The following is a 23491-nucleotide window of genomic DNA, read 5'->3' on the forward strand; positions in this document are numbered from 1 at the left end:
TGCTTCATCCTTACAGACGAAGCAGATTCAATTTTACTTTATTGCCATCCGCCTCCTACAGAGCGATAAAGCGCTGTAATCGCGTTCAGTTTCTGAGTTTTCAGAGAAGCCAGTTCCAGTTCTGCCTGAAGTTTATTCGTTTGTGCGATAATCACTTCTACATACGTTGCTGAATTATATTTAAATAATAAATCAGCCTTCTTCACGGCTTCACCAGATTTCACAGCCAGCCCTTCTGCAATTTTCTGCTGTTCTTCCAGCTTCTTGATCTGTACCAATGCATCAGACACTTCACCTACCGCTTTTAAAACAGACTGCTTAAAGTTGATTTCCGCCTGATCAGCTAATACTTTAGACTGCTCATACTGTGTTTTCAACTGTTTTCCATTCAAAATAGGCTGTGCCACGGCTCCCGCCACCATTCCGAAAAGAGATCCCGGAACGCTGAACCATTTGCTGAGCTGGAAGGCATTCACTCCACCCTGTGCGGTAATATTCAATGAAGGATACATGCTCATTTTTGCCACATGAATGGCTGCTGCACTTTTTCTGACTTCAAGTTCTGCCGTTTTAATATCCGGTCTGTAGCTTAATAATTCTGAAGGAATGCCTGCTGCAAGATGATCCGGAGACTGTACATGGTTCAGACTTGCACTTCTTTCAATTTTTCCGGGCATAGAACCCGTTAACAGGCTCAAAGCATTTTCCTGAGTGGTTACAGAACTTTCAATAGCAGGAATTGATTTCAGAATCTGGTCCTTTACAATTTCCTGCTGTTGTACTGCCAAAGCTGTTGTCAAACCAAGTTCCTGCTGTTTGGTCAGAAATTTCTGGGTATTATCCGCATACGCCAGATTGGATTTTGTAATTTCCAGCTGAATATCCAGCATTAATAAATTATAATACCCTTGTACAACCGCAGATACAACTTGCGTTTTTACCGCTTTTGCCGCTTCCTGTGTTTTAAGATATTCTGCCAAAGCCTGTTCTTTTCTGCCTTTGATCTTCCCCCAGATATCTGCTTCCCAGGAGAAACTCAGAGAAGTTGTATAATCTTCCATATATCTTTTTCCCATAAACTGTCCCGCCATCATTCCGTTCATACTATTGTCTGAAGGACGGTTGATATTGGCATTGGCAGAAGCACTTACCGTTGGGATATTGGCCCATTTGCTCTGATTGTAAGCCAGTGATGCAAATTCTATCTGTTTTAAAGCCACCTGAAGATCATTATTCTGCATCATTGCTTTATCAATTAATCCTACCAGAAGGGGATCTTTGAAGAAGTCTTTATAACTTATTTTAGCAATATTCTGCTGAGAATCCACCACAATACTGTCAGCTCTGAAAGCTTCAGGCATTTTTATTTCAGGCTGTTCATATTTCTGAACCTTACAGGAGATTGCTGTTCCTGAAATGAATGCGATATATGCTATATTTTTAATTTTCATTTTTAAAATCATTTGAATTAATATTCCCAATCCGCATCGGTTACTACTCTTCCGTTGATTCTTTCATGCAATGCCTGGAATACCACAAAAAGAACAGGAACTACAAAAATTCCCAAAATGGTTCCGAAAAGCATCCCTGAAATGGCTGCATACCCGATGGAATGGTTCCCCATTGCTGAAGGACCTACCACGAATAATAATGGAATCAACCCGGTGATAAATGCAAGAGAAGTCATTAAAATAGGTCGTAAACGGGCTTTTGCTCCTTCTACTGCAGAAGCAATAAGGCTTTTCCCCGCTCTACGTCTCTGAATGGAAAATTCTACGATCAGGATACCATTCTTCGCCAGCAATCCGATTAGCATCACTAAAGCAATCTGTACATAAATATTATTGGAAAGTTCCGCAAACGTAATTCCCACAAATACTCCTGAAAGCCCTACCGGAATCGCGATCAAAACCGCTAATGGAAGGATATAACTTTCATATTGCGCAGATAAAAGGAAGAATACAAATACAATACATAACCCGAAGATCATAACAGATTGTGAGCTTGAACCTGCTTCTTCACGGCTCATCCCTTTATAATCATAAGTATATCCCGGAGGAAGTACCTGCTTGCTTACCTCATCAATGGCTGCCATAGCCTGTCCGGTACTGTATCCCGGAGCTGCCATTACTGTTAAGTTAGAAGAGTTGAATAGATTAAAACGATCTACTACTTCTGCTCCTGTCACCTGTTTCAGGCTTACCAATGTATTGACAGGAACCATCTGACCCAGGTTATTTTTAACGAAAATTCCGTTCAGAGATTCTTTATCCTGTCTTGTTTCCGGTGTAGACTGTACCAATACTCGGTAATATTTCCCGAATCTGTTGAAATCAGACGCCTGAATACTTCCATAATATCCCTGCATCACACCTAAAACATCAGAAACATTTACTCCAAGCTGCGCAGACTTCACTTCATCTACAAGCACCTCAAACTGCGGATAAGTAACGTCAAACGTAGTAAATGCCACGGCAACCTCAGGTCTCTGCATCAAAGCGCCCATCATTCCGTAGGAGATATTTCCTAAATTCTGAAGTTCTCCGTTGGTACGGTCCTGAAGCACCAGTTCCATCCCACTGGTATTACCGAAACCATCTACCGTTGGGGTATTGATCACAAGGAAATTCGCTCTTTTGTCCTGAGAAAGCATGCCTTGAGTTTGTCCGATGATATCGTTGATATTATTAACAGGTCCTCTCTCGCCTCCTTTTTTTAATTTAACAAAAATAGAAGCTGCCGAAGATGACATGGAACCACTGAATAAGTTCAGTCCGTCTACAGAAATTACTTTATCCACAGCCGGATTTTTCATTAAAAGATCTTCCGTATCGGAAACTACTTTAGACGTTCTATCCTTTGAAGCTCCGGGAGCAAGATTAGCAGTTACAATAATAAAACTTTGATCTTCATCCGGAATAAACCCTTTAGGTGTTGTCATAGACATCCATGCGAACAATCCTCCGAAGGCTACAATCAGAACCAAAGCCACCCATTTTCTTTTTAAAAGGAACAATACTGCTTTTCCATAACGGAAAGTAAGTTTATTGAAACTTGCATTGAAACCTGCAAAGAAACGGTCTTTAAAATTCATTTTCTCATGCGTTCCCGGATGATGTTGTTTTAAGAATAAAGCACACAAAGCCGGACTCAAAGTCAATGCGTTCACCGCTGAAATCACAATGGCAATCGCCAGTGTCAATGCAAACTGCTGGTAGAATAATCCTGTAGAACCACTCATAAAGGCTACAGGAACGAATACGGCAGACATAATCAACGTAATCGAAACAATTGCTCCTGTGATCTCACTCATGGCCGACATAGTAGCTGCTCTCGGGTTGAGTTTTTTATGTTCCATTTTAGCATGAACTGCCTCTACTACTACAATAGCATCATCTACCACAATACCAATCGCGAGTACTAATGCGAACAAGGTCAGAATATTGATAGAGAATCCGAAAACCTTCATAAAGAAGAATGTTCCTACAATCGATACCGGAACCGCAATAGCCGGAATCAACGTGGAGCGGAAATCCTGAAGGAAAATATATACCACAATAAAAACCAGGATAAATGCTTCTATCAGGGTATGAATTACCTGTTCTATGGATTGATCCAGTGCATCTTTTGTAGCATAAGGAATTTCATAATCCATTCCTGCCGGGAAGGATTTTTTCAGTTCTTTCATTCTTTCCTGAAGCGCAATCTGTACTTCATTGGCATTGGATCCTGCCATCTGGAAGATCGCCATCGTTACCGAAGCTTTTTTATTATAATTGGAAGATACCGTATAACTGTACGCTCCGAATTCTACTTTGGCAATATCTTTTAACTTTAAAACAGAACCGTCATTCAACGCTTTAATTGTAATATTTTCATATTGTTCAGGTTCTGTAAATTTTCCTTTGTAACGAAGCACATATTCCATGACCTCTTTACTTCTTTCCCCTAATCTTCCGGGTGCTGCTTCAAGGTTTTGAGTCTGAATGGCTCTGGAAACATCGGAAGGCGTAAGATTATACGAAGTCAGTTTATTCGGATCCAGCCAGATACGCATGGAATAATCTTTATTTCCGTATACCATGGCATCTCCTACTCCTTTTACTCTTTTAAGCTCAGGAACGATATTGATTTTCGCATAGTTTTCAAGAAAAAGATCACTCATCGTACCATCTTTACTGGTCAAAGAGACCATCGCGATCATACTGTTCTGTCTTTTCACCGTAGTGATTCCAGCCTGAATTACCTCTGCGGGAAGCTGGTTGGTCACCTGCGCCACTCTGTTCTGAACGTTAATGGCCGCCTGATCGGGATCTGTTCCTAATTTAAAAATAACAGTAATACTTAAAGTACCATCATTACTCGCTGTGGAAGTAATATAATCCATGTTTTCCACTCCATTGATGGCATTTTCCAAAGGTGGTGCTACGGACCTGGCAATGGTTTCAGCATTGGCTCCCGGATAGGCCGCTGTTACCATAACGGTAGGAGGTGCAATGTCCGGAAATTTTGTAATCGGAAGGCTTACCATCCCGACGATCCCCAGAATAACAAGCAATACGGAGATAACCGTTGCCAGTACGGGTCTTTTTATAATTTTCTTTAACATGATTTCTTCTTAGGATTTTTTCTGTTGAGCATTTTTCTTTTGTGCCACGACAGGAGTTCCCGGCTGTAGACGGTCAAAACCGCTGGTGATATATTCATCTCCAGCCTTAAGTCCTTTGGCTACAATGAAATTGTCCCCTGCTTTTCCATTCACTTCTACAGGCAACATGGCTGCTTTCCCACCCTGAATGGTGAATACAAAAACTTTATCCTGAATGGTTCTGGTAGAAGCAATCGGGAGTAGAACAACATTGCTGTAGAACTGATCCAGTACAATTTTACCCGTGTTTCCGCTTCTCAAAAGATTGTTGGGATTGTTGAATTTTGCTCTTAGCGTGATTGATCCGGTTGTTTTATTAAACTGACCTTCCACCGCATCAATCTTTCCTTTCTCAGCATATTTTTCACCTCCTGAAAGCAATAATGAAACTGCCGGAGTATTTTTTATCACTTCATCAATACTGCTTCCCGTGTACTGTTTCTGGAAATTATTAAAATCATTTTCGCTCAGACTGAAGTAAGTATACACCTGATGAATGTCTGATAACAGAGTAATCGGATCCTGATTACCCGGCGTCATTAAACTTCCCAGACGATAATTGAATCTTCCGATAAATCCGCTTACCGGAGCTTTAATGGCAGAGAAGTTTAAATTAATTTTTGCAGATTCAATGGTAGACGTAGACTGGCTTACCGCTCCACGTGCTGCATTATAAGCCGCCTCCGCTTCTTTCACCTGAATTTCCGAAACCATTTTGTTTCTGAACAGTTCTTTTTTTCTGTCCAGATCAATTTTAGAAGTTGAAAGATTAGCCTGAGCGGTAATCAAAGATGCCTGAGCACTTTTCAGCTGTTCACGGAAAACCTGATCTTCAATTTTGAACAATGGCTGTCCTGCCCTCACAAAGTCACCTTCATCAACAAAAATTTTGCTTAAATATCCTGTTACCTGAGGTCTGATTTCCACATTGGAAACTCCCTCGATAGATGCTGCATATTCTCTGGAAACAGAAGCGTCTCCCTGTGTTACTTTGGCCACAGGTAATTCCTGTGCCTGCTGCTGATAGCCCTGGTTTTGATTATTTTTCCTGCATCCTGCCAATATGATCAGTGAGAGGAAAAGTAGAGTCGATTTTTGAATAAAAAATCTTTGCATAACAATAGTCCTTTTAAATTTTCCGCACAAAAATCGAACGAAAAAAATTCAATAGGATTATTCGAAAAACTCCTTGTTTTGTCAAAAAGACTCCTTATTTTGAAAAACATGAGAAATATCATTCATAGACAATATAAATGACACTATTTGCTATTATTAATCAAAATAATAGTTGAAATTTGGTAAAAAGACGTCTTAAAAACACAAATTACTGATTATCAATACAAATCATCTTTTTTATATTCCAATGGAGATCTTCCCGCGTGTTTTTTAAAAAACTTATTAAAAGACGCCTGATCTGAAAAACTCAGCTTTGATGCGACCTCACTGACATTCAGATTGGGATTTTTCAATAACAGCCTGGCTTCCACAGCGAGCACCTGATGAATAATATCTCTTGGAGATTTAAACACTGTTTTATTGATCACCTTTGTAAGGTATTTACGGCTGATAAAAAGTTTATCGGCATAGAACTGGACGTTGTGTTCTTCTTTGAAATGATCCTGAACAAGTTTAAAGAAACTGGTCGTCAACTCATCTTCTCTGTGGGTAACCGGATGAGGTCTTTCCGTTTTCTTGAAATAATTATCAATTTCGTAAATCACCAGTGAAAAGTGATGCCATATCATTTCTTTGAAATAATAATTCTCTTTTTCTTTATCATTCAAAACCTTCAGCTCATCGAGATGGAAATTCACTTTCCTGTACACGTCCGGTTCATTCCTGATGATATTGGCCGGATCAGAAGATAAGCTCTTAAGGACATTATTTGATTTATAATTAAAACCTGCATCGGATATAAAGTTCAGTGAAAAGAAAATATATTTAGCATTGTAATCTTCTGTAATTTCATCCAGCCAAAACGTTTCCAGCATGGGACAAAAAATAATATCGCCTTTGGTAACACTATAACTCTTATCATCCAACCTGAATGTAACACCTCCTTTCTGCACCATAAAAATGCAGAAATAATCAGAACGATAAGGCATATTCGGTTGTATAATGTAGTTTGCCTTATCAATTTCCATCACTACAAATTCCTTGATTCTAAGATCAAACTCCACTTGCTGAAGTACTTCATCAAAGGCCAGCTGGGAAACAAAATCAGGTTTTGGTTGGGATTTTTTAGGCATTGGAAAGAAAATTAAACACGAAGGTAGTGGAAAAAGGAAAAAGTGCCAAGAAGCCCAATTATCAAATTTTACTTTTTATTGCTTGCTAAATAACAATCAGTAATTCCTTATCATATCCGTTATATTTTTCATCAATATAGCCATGAGGATTACAGATCACTTCTGTTTCTCCAATCTTATATCTGCACGGCGTATGGATATGCCCATGAATCCAGTATAATGGTTGATACGCTGTAATCAAATCTTCTAAATCTGAAGCATAAGCAGCTGTTAACGGATCTTCTTTGTAATGTTCAGGAACAGATTGTATGCTGGGTGCATGATGGGTAACGATAATATTTTTAAATCCTTTTGAGTCTTCAAGGCTTTCTTTTAGCCATTGCCTTGAAAGCTGATGAATTTTAAAGGTATCCAAAGTTCTCATTTTCGAATAGGAAGGATCTCTTCTGATCATTTTATAGTCGTTCATCTTTGACTGACAAAGTATTCCATACTGAACAGGATTTCCAAAGATGGAAAAATCCGTCCACAGCGTTGCCCCATGAAAACGAATTCCATCAATGTCTACAAATGAATTTTCCAGCACATGGACATTGGAGCCCAACGCTGCCTCTTTGATTTTATGAAGTGTTTTCGGGTAAGAACCTTTATAGTATTCATGATTACCCAAAACATAGATTACAGGTTTATTGGGTATTGCTTCTTTAATCCATTCCATTCCTTTGGTTCCCAGATTGATATCCCCTGCCAGCACAACCACATCTGCGTGATCAAAACATAATTCCGTACTTCCAAATTCCCGATGAAGATCGCTGATGACCTGTATTTTCATGATGAATAGTTAAAAAGCAAAGGTAGTAAAGGGAAACAGAATAGCAAAAGTCCAAAAAAAGAACCGATACCTAAACACCGATTCTTTCCTCATATAGTTTGTATATTTTTAAGACCGCTTATTATGAAACGGCTACTTCTGCCTGTTTCACTTTTACGCTTTTCAATATAAAATAGAATAACATTCCAAGAGCTAATAAAGCGTAGCTGATCAAAATAATCAGATTCAGACTTCCTACTGATAATTCTGATGGAAAGATCTGACTCATCAACGTCATGAATGACAACCCGATACCTGCTCCCAAAAAGTAACTTGTAGAGCTCAAACTTGATGCCAATCCGTAATGTGCAGGCTCAACATCCTGAATTCCCATTACTGAAAGTGCGGTAAAACAAAATGTCATTCCAACTCCGGAGATACATGCAGCTCCCAATAAAACTACTGTTAGCGGATGTCCTGCGTAAACTGAAATCAACAGCAGCAATCCTCCGGTCAGCATAAACGACCATCCTAAAACACCCATTTGAGAAGAGCTCAGACGTTTTGATAGGTGTGGCAGAATGAATTTAGCCGTCAAAGCAGACAGGATACTGAACGGAACAAGCATTAATCCTGCAGAAGCAGCGCTGTAGCCCATATCTTTCTGAAGCATCAGTGAAATCAGGAATAAAAATCCGATAAAAAATGCTCCCAGAGTAAAGAATACAGCATTGGAAACTACTAAAGATCTGTGTTTAAACAGTTTTAAATCTACCAATGGCTCTGCAACGGATTTTAAACGGTAGTATACCATAACAAGAAGTACTAAAGCAAGTATTATAGAACCTGTTACCAGGAAAGGCTGTTCTTTGATGTGAACCAATTCGTGCGTTCCGTAAGTCAGGCTTAGCAATCCAAGCACCATCAATATTCCTGAAACCATATCGGTTTTCTGAGCGGTTTCGCTTTTTTCATCGGTTGGCAGATAATAGTACGACAGCACCAATGTGATCAAAAGAATAGGAACATTGATCAGGAAAACCCAATGCCAGCTCAGGTAAGTACTGATGATTCCGCCTACTGAAAGACCACTTCCTGAACCAATGGCAGCAAATGAACTGAAAATTCCGATAGCCCGGTTTCTCTCCTGCTCCTCTCTGAACGTATTGGTCACAATGGATAACGCTGAAGGCATTACCAATGCTGCTCCCAATCCCTGCAAAGCACGGAATATTGTCAGCACTTCAAAGTTTTGGGATAATCCAGCGCCTAATGAAGTCAGCATAAAGATCAGCGCTCCAAGCAAAAACATTTTCTTTCTTCCGATCTGATCTGAAAGCTTTCCTCCAATGATCAGAAATCCCCCAAAGAATAATACATAGAGCGTCTGCAGCCACTGAACAGTCTCTGCTCCAATCTGAAACTGCTGCTGAATAGAAGGAATGGTCAAATTAATAATGGCAATATCCAACGCTTCTACAAATGTTCCTACCGATGCTAAAATTAATATTAAATTCTTCCTTGTATCCATGTTTCAAATTTCCTGCAAAATTAAAATTAACAGAACGTATATAAAAATTTAATCTTAAATTTGGAACAATATTAAATATTTCAAATATTTAAAAGAACAAAACATCTGATCTACCAGGAAAAACCTATAAAAACAGAACAAAATGGCAACTGAAAACTATATTCCTGATGAAAAAGACTTATCTATCCTCCGTCTTCTTCAGAAAGATGCGAAGATGAGTATCCGTGATATTTCGGCCAGAATCAATTTGAGTCCTACACCTACGCATGAGCGTATCAAACGTATGGAAAAACAGGGGATCATTAAAGAGTATACTGCTGTGGTTGACCGTAAAAAGGTTAATAAAGGAATGATGGTGATCTGTATGATCGCTTTAAATGTTCACAACAAGAAAACTGCGGGAAAATTCATTGAGGAAGTGGGCAGATTGAAGGAAGTGGTAGAATTTTACAATATCAGCGGGGATTTTGACTTTATGCTGAAGATCCTTGCTCCCAATATGGATGAATTTCATGAGTTTTTCGTGAACAAATTATCAGAAATTGAAGGAATCGGCCAGACGAAGAGCATTTTTGTTATGAACAGCATTAAGGAAAGTGCGCAGATTGTGTAAGACAAAATAAAAAGCAGCTGCGTGAAAACATGCAGCTGCTTTTTATAGTCAATCAATATTAGATTAATTTTTCATCATCTATTTCCAGTAATTCCAGACTGATCCGTCAAATACCGCCAGTGTTTTACTGACTGTATCATAGCACATCATACCCGGATAAGGATTTTTCACATTAAGATGCGGTGCTGCTATTTGAGGAAGAATCATCGCTTTATTCTGAGATTCCAGAACCAATACGCCATCAGCAGAACTTGCAGTCTCCCCCATAATGACTCCTTTTCCCGTTTCTGCAGAATTATTAGCGATAACCACACTTGAATTACCGGCATCTGACAGGGATTTCCAAACATCATTTTCGTACATTTTTACTTTGTTGTCCGTGACATCAAAGATGAATGTTCCGTTCTCCAAAGATCCTGCAGGAAAACCAGATGTTGCGGGAAGAATTATACCCTTTGTATTTCCTGCTACGTTATCAAAATCTAAGACCGTACTGTTTCCATCCACGGACTGTTTACCAATCGCAACCTGAGCAAAAAATGTATTGGAAATAACCAAAGCAGCTGCTATACTTATATTTTTTATATTGTTCATATTCTTTATCAGTTTAATCATTACAGCTTCTTTCTACACATTTCCATTCCGTACCGTTGTACAGTTTTACACATTTATCCTGAATATCATACAGAAGCATTCCTTCTTTCGGTTCTGCGATGGCGTCTCCGGGCTGTGGCGTCTGGCTTACATGCTGAACTCTGGTAATCACAAAGCCTTTATTTTTTGATTCCATGGCCAGGAATCCGTTAGGTATATTTTCAGGCCACGAATCGCTTTTCTGCTGTATGGTAATTCCAAATTTTGTATATCCGTCCGGTGTCCCAGAAATTCCGGGCTTTGTACAAAATCCGTCGATCTCATCAATAATCACGGGAGCATTTCCACAGCTCGTTTTGTCTTCTGATAGTCCTTCGGGCCAGAGAGCAGGACACATGGCTTTGGTTGCATTAGGTCCGCAGAAGCTTGAATTCCCCATTCCCAATCCTATAACAGATCCCATGGCAATGGTTACGATCTGGCTGTCATCACTGATAATGGAAGCTCCTCCACCACCACTTACGTCTGCTTTTGCAATACAGTAAGCTCTTCCGGTAGGAACACCTACATATTCAACAGAAGGGTATGTCGTAGACTGCTGGGTAAATGTTCCGCAAATTTCTACCACGCTGCTTGTTCCCATTTCAATAACGGAAGTTGTTCCGGGATAGAAACCGCCAAATGTCGGGTCTTCCTGAATCACTGATCCTACAAGAGATAAGAAAGATTTGGTTCCCAGTTTAATTTTTGAATTTTTCTGAGACCCAAAAGTTCCTACTTTCACAGTTCCTGTACATTTAACACTTGTTCCGTCAGTAATTTCCAGAATCCCATCAACCTGAATACTATTGGATTGCAGCTGTCCGGATTGTATAATAAGGGCAGCCCCGTTCGGAATGCTGATATTGGTACTTACACTTAGGTTTCCATTGAGGCAATACGTGTTTCCGCTTGTCATGGCCTGCCCTGTATAAGGAATACACTGAGCATAGGCTACAGCACTGAAAATGAGCATTAATAAAAAAATCAATTTTTTATTAAAATTTAAAAAAAATAGTTTATTCATATACATTTATAATACTTTAACAAATTATTACTGCTTTAATAATAAATTTTTAAACTTTCAACATCATCGACCCCACTAACAACAATTAACATACCAAACAATTGTTTAATTTTTTAATACTTACATGATATTTTACCACCCCACATTATTACCGGCGTTGTTAAAAAACTCTTATAAATATTACACCACAACCAACTACACCTTCCAAATTGTGTTTATATTCAGCAGAATTATTTTTCAAATTTTTACATTTCAAATCGTATTTTCACCCTGTGTTTAATAGAAATAATTCTGCACTTGTTGATATAACAGGTACTTCTTTATACAGCAAGCCTCTCAAAACATAGCTTGTTTTTAAAACCTATGCAGTTTTTAACTGAATACAGCAATAGATAATCTGAATAGCAGATCTGAATGAAAAATCACATTAAAAACCGTAAATTTGCAGCATGAATAACGATACGATATGCGCGCTGGCTACGGCCAATGGAATAGGTGCTTTAGGCATCATCCGTGTTTCAGGAAATGAAGCTTTATCTGTGGTTCAGAAAAGTTTTCCGGCCAAAAATCTGGAAAAACAGAAATCCCACACCATCCATTACGGTTATTTTATGGATGAAGAGGAAGCGATTGATGAAGTGATGCTTTCTATTTTCCTGGCTCCGAAAAGTTTCACCACTGAGAATTCTGTGGAGATTGCTTTTCACGGCTCTCCACATATCGGAAAACGTATTCTTGAAACCCTGATCAAAAACGGAGCGAGAATGGCCAAAGCAGGAGAATTTACTCTTCGTGCCTTTATCAACGGGAGAATTGACCTTTCCCAGGCGGAAGCGATTGCTGATGTGATTGCTTCTGAAAATGAAGCTTCGAGAAAAGTTGCGATCAATCAATTAAAAGGAGGCATCACCAATGAAATCTCTGTATTAAGAACGGATCTTTTAAATTTCGTTTCCTTAATTGAGCTGGAGCTTGATTTTGCCGAAGAAGATGTGGAATTTGCTGACAGAAGTGCTTTAAGTGGATTATTGGATAAAATTGAAGTCAAACTAAATTCTTTGATTGAAAGTTTCCAATACGGAAATGCCATTAAAAACGGAACCGCCGTTGCCATCATCGGAAAACCGAATGCCGGAAAGTCTACGCTGCTGAACTCTCTTTTAAAAGAAGAAAGAGCTATCGTAAGTAATATTGCCGGAACCACGAGAGATACCATTGAGGAAGTTCTTCATATTAAAGGTCATGCTTTCCGGTTAATTGACACTGCCGGACTTCGTGAAACGGTGGATGAAATTGAAGCGATCGGGGTAAAAAAAGCAAAAGAAAAAGTAGAAAACGCCAATATTCTCGTGTATCTGGCAGATGCTGCGACCGAGGATTTTTCTGAAGATATTGAAATGATTCAATCCTTGTTAAGAGAAGATCTGAAGCTGATTATCTGCGCAACAAAAATTGACGAAGTAATTCCCACAAAATACGAAACGGTAGAAGATATTTTCAGAAACGCCATTTCTCATGATTTTGATTTTATTAAAATCTCAGCCGTTGAAAATCAAAACATCCAGGATCTGAAAAATGAACTTTCTTCGTATGTGGAACATCTAAAAACTGAAGAAAATAACGTTGTCATCACCAATCAACGACACTTTGAAGCCTTAAGAAAATCCATGGATGCCGTTCATAAAGTAAAAGAAGCTATTTCTTTCCAGATCTCTACAGAATTACTCGCGTACGAGCTTAGAAATGCACTGGAACATCTTGGAGAAATCTCCGGAGAGGTAACCAATGATGAAGTGCTGGGGAATATTTTTTCTAAGTTTTGTATCGGGAAATAATGTATTTAAATAACTGAAAATCAACAACTTACAGCAACCAAGCAAATCCTTTTAAATATACTATAAATCACTGTATTACAGCATTTTATGTGTTTTACAAAAGAAAATTAGCACTATAAATCAGTTAAATTTGTCCCCAGTTTTGTCCCCTAGTTTCAAAATAAAAATCGTACGATTTTATTGGTTAATTCACTGCACGTAATATATACTAGCATACTCTAAATGAATTAATTAGTATTTATTTAAAGGTAATTCTTTAGAACTTTTACAGCCTTTTTTATGATAGTTCATTTTCATACAAAACGATTTAGATTTAAACAATTTACCATTAGTATAAAGGTTAATTTACTGTACTTAATGAATCTAATTTCTATATAAATTGATTAACAATTATTAAAGTTGATTTCTAAGATTCTTTTAAGCATTTTATAATCCACTTTTGAGACAACTTAACTGTATTATTTTAGACTTTGGACAATTTATTGCATTCATTTACAACCATTCTATTTTTAGATATACATTCAAGATGCACAACTAGTTAGAATAAAGCAATGAGTACACATATCCACATATTGAAAACATGCGAATATTGTGGATTAGAATTTGCAGCCAAAACCACTGTAACAAGGTTTTGCAGTCAAAGATGTAGGACAAAAATGTATAAGAGATATAATAAAAATTCATCTCAAACAATAGAAAATAAGAATTTATGCAATTTTAAAATGTACACTTATTCTCCCTTTGATTGCATGACGATAAAAGAAGCTTCCAGTATTATAGGATGCGCCCGAACTACAATCTATGATATGATCAAAAAAGGAAAGTTATCTTCTATTAATTTTAGTCAGAGAAAAACCAGAGTTTTTAAGGAAGAGATTGAAAAGTTATTATATCAAAATAAAACAGAAATAGAACCTTTTATATTTAAAGATGAAGATACAAAAATAAAAAACTGTTGGACAATAAATGAGATCATTAACCTATATAAAATCTCTGCCAGTGCCCTTTACAATAAATTGAAAATATATAATATAATTAAAATAAAGAAGGGAAAATCTGTTTATGTATCTAAAGAAATTATACGTAGGCTATTCAATACAGTTATCAAAAATAATAATTAATATAGTTGATTTTATATTATTGAAAGGCCTATAAAAGACAAATTAGGCTTTTCAAAGACATAATTTAAAACTAAATAGAGTTCATAATATTTTTGTAGACAACTCTAAAACAAAATATTATGACACTTATTAAATTACGTAAAAAGCCTGCAGCTAAAAATACTGTTAGACTTTATTTAGATGCCTATCCTCCTATCTATGATCCATTAACTGGAAAATCGCAGCGAAAATTTTATTTAAAACTTTTTCTGTATCGCATGCCTAAATCGCAACTTGAAAAAAAACATAATGACCAAACACTGTTCCTAGCAGAAAATTTAAGAGTAAAAATGATGCTTGAAGTATATAATAATAGGATTAGCAATAAACTACGAATGAGTATATTATCAGGAAATTACTAAACTTCTAGAATTTTCAAACATTACAGTATCCACTATTATGGATACACATTGCAAAAATGTTATGGGTTAATCCCATATTAAATTATTTGGTTAACAGTCCACTTTAAAAACATTGATATGAGTTCTAACATTGAGATCATAAGAATATGCCAATATTGTGGCAAGGAATTTATCGCAAAAACAACAGTCACAAAGTACTGCAGCCATACCTGTAATAAAAAAGCATATAAAGCTGAACTAAAAGCAAAAAAAATAGAAAAAAGTAACATCAACACTCAATTTTTTAAAGAATCCTCTATGGATACTATAAATAGCTCTGCTTTTCTAACCGTTAAAGAATCAGCCTGCTTATTGAAATGTAGTAAGCAAATGATATATGATCTAGTTAATTCTGGCCGTTTAAAATCAATAAAACTATCTGTAAGAAATACCAGAATTAGTAGAATAGAAATTGATAATCTTTTTAAGATTAGTATTCGAAAAGTCAAAGAGAATTAGCAGTCGAAAAAATTGCAATTGTGAAAAAGACCTTTTGACCTTTAAACTATGTTTTATTAATGAGAAAATAAACCGGTGATGACAAGGGTAAAACTAAGACAAAAGCCCATAAGTAATGGACAAGAATCTCATTATTTGGATATCTATCCTCCCATAGCACATCCAATAACGGGAGAACTTAAGAGAAAGTATTTTCTACATTTACACACCTATTTGAATCCTAAAAATAATGTAGAAAAACTACATAATATTGAAACTTTGAAATTAGTGGAATATAGAAAAGCCGAACGTTTAATAGATATTCAAAATAAAAACTATGAATTTTTAATCAAAAAAAGGATATCAGATTTTACGGAATTCTTTCAAGCTGAAGCAAACAAAAGACCAGATTCATACAATTGGCAAATGGCTGTAAGGTATTTTCAGAATTTTTGCGGAAAAAATTTACCTTTTATTGATCTCGACTATTCTACATGTGAACAGTTTAAAAATTTTCTATTATCTAATCCATCTGTTGGCAGATACGAAAGAAAAATCAGTCTTAATACTGCATCATCTTATTTTGACAAATTTAGAAATACCATTAAGAGTGCTTTCATTAATAAATATCTTTTAACAGATCTCAGTACTGTGGTCAAAGGAATAAAATTAGAGGAAACTCATCGATGTTTCCTGTTCTTAAATGAGCTACAAAGTATGGCCGATGCAAAATGTGAATCACAATTAGTTAAAAAAGCTGGTTTATTTTCTGCATTAACAGGTTTTCGTTTTTCCGATATTAAAAAACTTGTATGGGGTGACATACAAGGTTCTAACGGCAATTTTTACATCTTATACAAACAAAGTAAAACTGGAAATGCAGAATACTACCCTATATCAGATAAGACATTAGAAATATTAGGGCTTCCAAAGGATAACAATGAAAAAGTTTTTGAAGGAATTAAGTATGATGATGTTGTTAAGTTTCTTAAACCATGGTTAAAGAATGCCGGCATCAACAAATACTTTACGTTTCATGGCTTTCGACATACATTTGCTACATTACAGCTCGCATCAGGTACATCTATTTATACAATTTCTAAACTGTTGGGTCATAGAAACCTTAAGACAACAGAAATTTATACCAAAATAATAGATTCCGTTGCCAGGGAAGCGTCATTAAAAATTAAGTTAGATTTTGATTAAAATCTGAATAATTGTTCTACTGCTTATTATAGTTTGGTGTATTAAAGCATATTATATATTATTATCCATTGTTGTTTGATAAAACAATGTTAAAAGATATTGATGAAACTCTAAATTGATATGCTGTAGTAGGGCTGGTTTGGAAAAATTATCAGAAAAAAAATATACTAACATACCCATCAAAAATTAGAGATTTATACTCCATTAACTCTACTGTTATTAAGCAATACTGGCTCTAAATACAGTTACTGATATAGTTTTATGCAACCAGTTCATGATTCGATCCTATTCTTCAAACATCTATCCACATACATCTGCGGAATTTTCTCCTGTTCCAGCCTGTTTTTTTCCAAAGCCTTTAAATACTGGAAAAGATCGTTTTCCTCTTTGTTCAAGAGGTTTAGATTTTGGGATTTATTTCTTGCGCCACTTACTGCATAATTTTGAAAAGTTTCAAAAGTCGTCCGGTCCATCATGACGCTTTGCGTATGCGGATGGTATGATCGTAGCTGATGCAGAATCTGAAAGCCATGTTCATCGATATCGCCCCAATACCGAATCTTTTTGTCTGACAGCCAGTCCGCATTTTTGAGAAAAGAAATATTAAAGCCCCCTCCGCTCCAGATGGCGACAGTGGATCCTAACAGCGGTAAGGTTAAAAAATTCATTTTATTCTCCGTAATCAGGATATTTTCCACCGGAAGTTCAAGGGTTTCAAAATCGGAGAGCGGGATGCTGATGTCCCTGAATTTAAAATCCGGATTCGGGTTTTCATCCAGAAAGCGGAGCCTGATCAACGGTTCATCGTACCGTAAAAAGAAACGGTCGGCGAAACGTTTTTGTTGAGCCGAACGCACATGATCCGGAATCAGGAAATCAAGTAAGGATTGAATCAGCGTATTGTTTTCTTCAATGAATTTGGTGTGGATCTCGATAGGCAGCTGCCGCAGGTAAAGGTTAGGCCGGGGTGTCTTTATAAAATATCGGCAAACCTTCAGCACATCTTCCCAGTTGATATGGCGATCCGTTAACCATAAACAATGCTGTAAAGTCCAGTCTTTTAATACAGGAATGTTACTAATGACCATGTCATAATGCTTCAGAAAAACGGTCCAATCTTTTTGATAGCCCGTAAAATGAAGGTAGTCTTCAAAACTTTCAAAAATAATGGTATCCGGCAAATCATGGCTGCCTGTCCGCCTGAAATTCCGACCGGCGGTTTGCACGAGGTAGCCTTTGCCGGTTTGATTTTTAGAATAACGATACAGTTCTTCTATTTCATTTTGCAGCATTTCAAAGCGTTCTGTAATCTGACCCGATTTCACTTTCCCGATACGGTCTATTATTTTAGGAAAAAAGGGTTCTTCCTGGATATGGCTTTGCAGCAAGGGCTTCCACCATTTCAACGCCTGTTTTCTTATTTCTGCCGGGCTAATCATTTTCAGGGGTATTAGGAAAGATTCCGTTGTGTTTATCGCGTTCGATTTCATATTCTTCTTTGGTAAAATTACTCACCTGCGAATTGTTACCTTCCCGGTTGCTCACAAAGTGAAAAGAGCTGACATGACCTTCTATCACATGGATTTTCTGCAGCGGGGTTACAATCAACAGTTGGAGATTCAGTTTTTTAAACAATTCGAGTCCGTAACGGGTACTTTCGTCGCTGCCTCTGCCAAAAGCTTCATCAATCACCACGAAACGGAAACTTTTGCTTTTGCGCTCTCCGAACTGCAGCCCAAACTGATAGGCCAGTGCACTGGCCAGAATGGTGTATGCCAGTTTCTCCTTTTGTCCACCGCTTTTTCCGCCAGAACCTTCATAAAACTCTTTTTCTGTTTCATCAGAGTGGTAACGTTCACTGGCGTTGAACTCAAACCACTGGCGTACATCGGTAACAGTTGAAGTCCATTCGCGGTCTGCATTTTCCATACTTGCAAAACGGTCTAAGATCCTTTTTACCTGTTCGTATTTCTCTTCCGTATACAGATCATTATGGCTGCTAAAGGAATGGATATAGCATTTTTTTAATTCTTCCCTGAATAGCCGTACTTCCTTATTAGGGGTGGTATCCATCAGAATGGTGATGTAGGTATCCTGCACCGCATTGTAAACAATTTCTGAAAGATGTTCGTTAATCGTCCGGATTTTCAGTTTGATATCTTTTTCGTGTTTCTGTAGCTGGCTGTCGAAGACAGCGATGCTGTTGATCACGTTTTTATTCAGTTCTTCCTTGAAGCGCTCTTCGTGCCTTTTTAAGTCTTCAGACTCCAGTTGTCTGAATTTTTTAATGTATTCGGTACGGGCATCGATGTTGTCGGTAACTTCACTGTATTCGGCACGGGAATGTTCTTTGATTTCCCGCATCTTTTTCTCAATGTGGGTTCGATGGCCAGCCTGACGTCCACGAAGCCTTTTCAATTCGCCATTCTCTCCCTGAAATTGTTTTCGGAATTCTTCCTGCCGATTTTCTATGCCCCTGAGGTTAATCTTTACTCCAGTGAGTTTTTCGTCGATCAAAGGATACCATTTTTCTTTCAGTTGAGGGGCTAATTGTTCTTTTTGCTGTATGGCATGGTGTTGCTGATCCCGATAGTTTTGAATCTTTGTTTTGAATCCGCCGATATCTTCCGTGAATTGTTTTTGTCTGGTCCTTCCATCCATAATCTGCTGGTCCACTTCGATTTTGTTATGTTGCAGCTGCGCAAGCTTATCATTGTTATTCAGCAATTGATCGCGTTCCTGTTCCAGTTCATAGATTTTGGCCATATGGTATTGCCAGTTGATGCGGGAAAAGTCTTTCACGTAAAGCAAATGTCCCAGCAGTTGCTTCTGTTCGCTGTTCTTTTTCTCTTTTTCTTCAATGTCCTTTAGCCTGGATTTTAGCTCATAAATGTTTCGCTCCAGCTTATCTACCGAATTTTCAAGTGCTTTAATCTTTTCGGCATTGCTCCAGCCCAATACATAATTACGCCGGTCGTCAATCCGTTTGCGGTCGTCTTTGGTATGCCGGATGCGGCCGCTCTTGATCAGACCTTGCCGGGTGATGCCAAAAGGAACATGTGGCAAACCGTCAACATCAGTACAGATATAATCGCCAAAGCTGCGTTGCAGGTAATTTTCCAGCCAATCGTAAAAAGGCGTTTCAGGTTTAATATTTATTTTATAAGCGATGCTGTCTTCATCCAATTCTTTTAGAAGTCGAGCGTTACTATTCAGATCTGCTTCCAAATAAGTAAGCTTGATGCCTCTTCCATCAGCGCCTTTTAACGGATTGCTGTTGACGTAACGGCTGACACTCCGGTAGTGCTTTCCGGGAACGAGTAAGCTGATGCCTGCATCACGGAGCAGTTTTTCGATTGCGCCTTCCCATTCGGTTTCCTGTTCATTCACTTTCAGTAATTCCCCGGCGAAAGGCAAATCTTCCTCGTCAATCCGCAAATCGGCACAAAGTTGTGACCGAAAGGCAATCAGCCATGCCGGGATCTGGGTTTTTCGTTCTTTGAGTGATTGCAGTTCTTTTCGCTCTGCCTGATATTCCGCTTCCTGTTTACGCAGTTCACTGACCTCGTTATCGCGTTGTTCCCGAAGTTTTTCTTCTATCTGATCACATTTCTCCATTGATTCGTTAGCCCGCTTGATGTTGTTCTGAAAATCACTTTCCTGCTTTATACTTGCTAACCCGGTCTGCAAGGCAAGACGCTCATAATCATCGAATTCCTTTTGCTTGACTTCTTTGTCTTGCTCATGCCGTTTTATCTCTCCGGCAATTTGTTCGATCCGTGTTCCTCCGTTGCTCGCAATGTCCTGTACAATAGTTTGCCGCCGCTCCTCCCAAGCTTCAATTTCCTGGGTGATGGCGTGTAGCTGCTGTTCTGATGTTGAGAGTTCCTGACCGGCATCTGCAATGGCCTGTTCCAGCAATTCCCATTTCCTTTCGGCAAACCAGACCGGCATCACTTCCAGCATGGCTTCTATATCTTCAATTTCGCGGGTAACCGTTTCGTAGGTTTCACTGGCCTCTGCCAAAGGCTTTAGTATCTGGTATTGTTCCCTGGTATGCACTACGGCGGCATGGGCCTTATTAAGGTCATCAAAACGTTTGAGCAAGGCATCAATCTGTTCTTTGACATCGGTTTTTTCCAGCATCTGCTCGCGGACAAAATCGGTCAGGCTGCTGACGGACTTCATGGAAACAGTCTGATAAAACAGGTCGATCGCTTTGTCGCTGTTCATGCCAAAAAGCCTGCGGAAATGTTCGCTATATTGCGAGAAATTATCATTGAATAATTGTATGCCCGGCGTATTACGCAGGTTCTTTCGCAACTCAGTGATATCGCCGAAATGCTGAAAATGATCTTTAATAGTTAAAGGAATCGTGCCGATGATCAGCAACTTTTCTACTTTTCCCTCTTTGCCGATCCAGAAAAATTGGGCCAGGCAAATGTGTTCATTATAGCCCTTGTTATAAAAATTTCCGATAATAACGGTATAGGTATGATCATCCGGACGGAGGTAAACCTTCTTTGCGGTTTTAGTGATTTCTTCCTTTTCTTTTTTAAATTCTCCTCTAACGTAACTCAGCAGGTTGCGCTCTTTTCCTTCGGCACCGGCGGCTTTATTAAAGATAATCTTATGGTGCGGCACAAGCAGGCAGGTCAGGGCATCCACCAGCGTAGATTTTCCTGAACCGATATCGCCTGTCAAAAGGGCATTTTGTCCATTGGGCTGGATCTGCCAGCGCACCTGGTTAAAGGTCCCCCAGTTGAGTACTTCCAGGTATTGAAGCCGGTAACCGGCCAGATTGAGTTCTTCAGGATGGGTATCAAATAGTTCTTCCATAAATGAGTTTAATCTTTAGGTTGGTTTTCAGCAGCATAGTTCCTGAACTTCTGCAGGGTTTCATCGATCACATCGGCATTCACAAAGCCTTTGATGATCCGGTGTATTTCGTAGTTTTTTTCCTGGTCTTCCAGTTTTCTGAGGAATCCGATGTCGAGTACGCGGTTGATAGCGGTGTTGATCTTTTCCTGTTGTTTGGCTTCATCATTTACATTGGGCAAGAATACTTTCACCCGGTTGATGATTTCGTGTTCGCCGATAATGGAGCGCACCGAGCCACCCTGTGCATCGTGTTCGAGTAAGAATTTTCTCAGGACAATACAGACTAAAGAAGTCATGAAATTGAGCGATCGTTTTTCAGCTATTCTCGGCAAAGGTCTTTCGTCTTCTTCCCATTCCTTCTGGCGGAGAAAGGCGTAGCCTTCGCTCTTATCCAGAAAGAGCTCCAGCCCGATCGGGATAAAATATTTTTTGACATCGGGTTCATATTGCAGCAGGTTTTCCCAGGTTTCCTTCTGGTGGCTGTATACAATTCCTTTCAATAAAGCAATGAGGCTTGCAGAGTAACGGTATTCCATTTTTATCGGTTAAAGATGATGATAGGGGTTTGCATGCGATAGGTTTTTCCGGTGGATTTGTTTTCGATGATGTGATATTCGAATTGATCACGGTTGACGAAATGTTTACCTTCGTTAGTTGCGATTTGCACATAGCCCAATATTTCAGCAACGCCTTTGGTGGGTTTGTAATGGTTGAGCAACTCGGAAAGCGCAACCTGTGAACGGCTTTTCAAAAGGGTTTTCACATGATTTCGTAAGACTTCCACATCCACGTAAAACTGTTCAAACAGTAGGTCGGTATCAGCCGTAGCCACGCCATCGGCAATTTCGGTAGCTGCAAAGGTAACTTTAACCGGCGGATTGAAAAGAGGGCGGTCTATGGTAAAGGAGGGTTTAAAAACCTCATCAATTTCCATCCATGCGGCTTGCTGATCAAGCGTTTCTTTGTGCTCCAGCAGCAAGCTTTCCATTTCTTCGATGCTTTGGAGGATATGACGGCTTTCGGACAGGTTTTTTTGTTCCACAAATTTCCGGAGCTGCTCAATCAGGCCGTCGTTGCTTCGGTTTACTTTATCACCGGCATCCACCAGGTTGGTTTTGATACGATCTACGGTCTGTTCTTTTTTGATTTCGACAATCGCCGGGATGGCATTGATCTTATCCAGCAATTCTTCGAGTTCTTCCTGCATCTGCTCGCTCATCAGAAATTCCCAGAAAGCCTTAAAACTTTTTCCTTGATCGGTATTCCAGAGGAAATCCTGCTGCTGAAAAACATTATCGAGCAGATCTGCTTTGGCAAGATTGCTTTTGATGATGGTCTGGCGGGTCTGGCTATCCAATTCTCTGAAATTTTCTTCGACCTGCCGGAAATCGGATAACAAACGTTTCGCAGTTTCCTCGGCCAGAAAATAGTTTTCTTTCAGCTGGGTATCGGAAGGTTTCGCATAATTGCCCTGGCGGATCTGTTCGATTTCCTGATCAATTTTCCGGCGTTCTTCCTGTAACTGCTGGATGCGCTCATAAGGCCCGGAAGTGGTATTGACAATGCGCTGCAGCAGATCAAAAAACTGGATGAGCCGGCTGTGGGTGCCCACAAACTGTTGTTTATTCAGATCTTCGAGCCATTTTAACGCATTTTCCGTCGCTGGGGAAAGTTCGTACATGGGTTCGTCGGCCCTTTCATAATATCGACGAAGATACCCCTGTTCCGCCCATTTCTGTAAATAATCTACGGGTGCTTTCTGGTAATCCTCAATGCCCAGCCGTTGAAGCGAAAAGATGTAATCGCCCAGGATGCTTTGCAATTCGGTTTGCAGGTACGAAATCCTGTCCTGCTGCTTGAAGACGAGGTGGAAAAAGCTCACCAGCAGCGGAAAGTGTTCAGCCCGCAGGAGCTGAAGGGTTTTGTCGTTTTTGTAGAGGGAGAGCGCTTTTTCGTAGTTCATTTTTGGTAAGAATTCGGGGAGTTGTTGGAATTATTTTTTAGGATTAGACAAAAAATTGAACGGTTTCTTTTAATCTGATGGAGCGTTAATGATTG

General features: G+C 38.8%; 18 protein-coding genes. 6 read left to right on the plus strand and 12 right to left on the minus strand.

Annotated features, from left to right (window positions below):
• Positions 1-38 precede the first annotated feature (38 nt).
• From FFS26_RS07515 to FFS26_RS07540, 6 genes are all read right to left on the minus strand, one after another.
• A complete protein-coding gene (locus FFS26_RS07515; RefSeq protein ID WP_228449408.1) occupies positions 39-1451 on the minus strand; it encodes an efflux transporter outer membrane subunit in 1413 nt (470 codons plus the stop codon).
• A 17-nt stretch (positions 1452-1468) separates the two neighbouring features.
• On the minus strand, positions 1469-4609 hold the full coding sequence (locus tag FFS26_RS07520) for an efflux RND transporter permease subunit (protein ID WP_110010593.1): 3141 nt from the start codon (positions 4607-4609) through the stop codon (positions 1469-1471).
• A gap of 9 nt (positions 4610-4618) precedes the next feature.
• Entirely contained in the window at positions 4619-5764 is a 1146-nt protein-coding gene (locus tag FFS26_RS07525; protein WP_137904718.1) for an efflux RND transporter periplasmic adaptor subunit, read from the minus strand.
• Between the two features lie 218 nt (positions 5765-5982).
• Entirely contained in the window at positions 5983-6897 is a 915-nt protein-coding gene (locus tag FFS26_RS07530) for a helix-turn-helix domain-containing protein (RefSeq protein ID WP_110010591.1), read from the minus strand.
• An 85-nt stretch (positions 6898-6982) separates the two neighbouring features.
• Entirely contained in the window at positions 6983-7729 is a 747-nt protein-coding gene (locus FFS26_RS07535) for a metallophosphoesterase (RefSeq protein WP_137904719.1), read from the minus strand.
• A 121-nt stretch (positions 7730-7850) separates the two neighbouring features.
• On the minus strand, positions 7851-9239 hold the full coding sequence (locus FFS26_RS07540) for an MFS transporter (RefSeq protein WP_110010589.1): 1389 nt from the start codon (positions 9237-9239) through the stop codon (positions 7851-7853).
• A gap of 142 nt (positions 9240-9381) precedes the next feature.
• Here FFS26_RS07540 and FFS26_RS07545 point away from each other — a divergent pair, with 142 nt between their 5' ends.
• The gene (locus tag FFS26_RS07545) at positions 9382-9852 is read left to right on the plus strand and encodes an Lrp/AsnC family transcriptional regulator (protein WP_110010588.1); all 471 of its coding nucleotides are present in this window, start codon (positions 9382-9384) and stop codon (positions 9850-9852) included.
• 78 nt (positions 9853-9930) lie between these two features.
• Here the strand turns inward: FFS26_RS07545 and FFS26_RS07550 are convergent, their stop codons facing one another.
• A complete protein-coding gene (locus FFS26_RS07550) occupies positions 9931-10446 on the minus strand; it encodes a hypothetical protein (RefSeq protein ID WP_228406528.1) in 516 nt (171 codons plus the stop codon).
• Between the two features lie 13 nt (positions 10447-10459).
• On the minus strand, positions 10460-11461 hold the full coding sequence (locus FFS26_RS07555) for a hypothetical protein (RefSeq protein WP_137904720.1): 1002 nt from the start codon (positions 11459-11461) through the stop codon (positions 10460-10462).
• Between the two features lie 500 nt (positions 11462-11961).
• On the opposite strand from FFS26_RS07555, the gene mnmE reads away from it, so the two are divergent.
• From mnmE to FFS26_RS07580, 5 genes are all read left to right on the plus strand, one after another.
• Positions 11962-13347 (plus strand): tRNA uridine-5-carboxymethylaminomethyl(34) synthesis GTPase MnmE, encoded by a 1386-nt coding sequence (mnmE, locus tag FFS26_RS07560; protein ID WP_110010585.1) that lies wholly within the window; start codon positions 11962-11964, stop codon positions 13345-13347.
• A 551-nt stretch (positions 13348-13898) separates the two neighbouring features.
• The gene (locus tag FFS26_RS07565; protein ID WP_098971571.1) at positions 13899-14468 is read left to right on the plus strand and encodes a helix-turn-helix transcriptional regulator; all 570 of its coding nucleotides are present in this window, start codon (positions 13899-13901) and stop codon (positions 14466-14468) included.
• Between the two features lie 119 nt (positions 14469-14587).
• Entirely contained in the window at positions 14588-14869 is a 282-nt protein-coding gene (locus FFS26_RS07570; RefSeq protein ID WP_066694917.1) for a hypothetical protein, read from the plus strand.
• 117 nt (positions 14870-14986) lie between these two features.
• A complete protein-coding gene (locus FFS26_RS07575; protein ID WP_047387998.1) occupies positions 14987-15367 on the plus strand; it encodes a helix-turn-helix transcriptional regulator in 381 nt (126 codons plus the stop codon).
• A gap of 78 nt (positions 15368-15445) precedes the next feature.
• Positions 15446-16552 carry a site-specific integrase gene (locus tag FFS26_RS07580; protein WP_137904721.1) on the plus strand — a complete coding sequence of 369 codons (1107 nt, stop codon included), beginning with the start codon at positions 15446-15448 and terminating at the stop codon, positions 16550-16552.
• A gap of 272 nt (positions 16553-16824) precedes the next feature.
• On the opposite strand, the gene FFS26_RS07585 is transcribed toward FFS26_RS07580, so the two are convergent.
• The 4 genes from FFS26_RS07585 to FFS26_RS07600 are packed head-to-tail and all read right to left on the minus strand — an operon-like array spanning position 16825 to position 23396.
• Positions 16825-17991 (minus strand): Wadjet anti-phage system protein JetD domain-containing protein, encoded by a 1167-nt coding sequence (locus FFS26_RS07585; protein ID WP_171006261.1) that lies wholly within the window; start codon positions 17989-17991, stop codon positions 16825-16827.
• Complete coding sequence (locus FFS26_RS07590) at positions 17984-21391, minus strand: ATP-binding protein (protein ID WP_137904723.1); 3408 nt, start codon at positions 21389-21391, stop codon at positions 17984-17986. Before FFS26_RS07590 ends, FFS26_RS07585 begins: the two co-directional genes overlap by 8 nt.
• A gap of 8 nt (positions 21392-21399) precedes the next feature.
• On the minus strand, positions 21400-21969 hold the full coding sequence (locus FFS26_RS07595) for a DUF4194 domain-containing protein (protein ID WP_137904724.1): 570 nt from the start codon (positions 21967-21969) through the stop codon (positions 21400-21402).
• A gap of 2 nt (positions 21970-21971) precedes the next feature.
• On the minus strand, positions 21972-23396 hold the full coding sequence (locus FFS26_RS07600) for a DUF3375 domain-containing protein (protein ID WP_137904725.1): 1425 nt from the start codon (positions 23394-23396) through the stop codon (positions 21972-21974).
• Positions 23397-23491 lie beyond the last annotated feature (95 nt).

Source organism: Chryseobacterium sp. 2VB (assembly GCF_005503635.1).
In the GTDB taxonomy this organism is placed as follows: domain Bacteria; phylum Bacteroidota; class Bacteroidia; order Flavobacteriales; family Weeksellaceae; genus Chryseobacterium; species Chryseobacterium cupriresistens.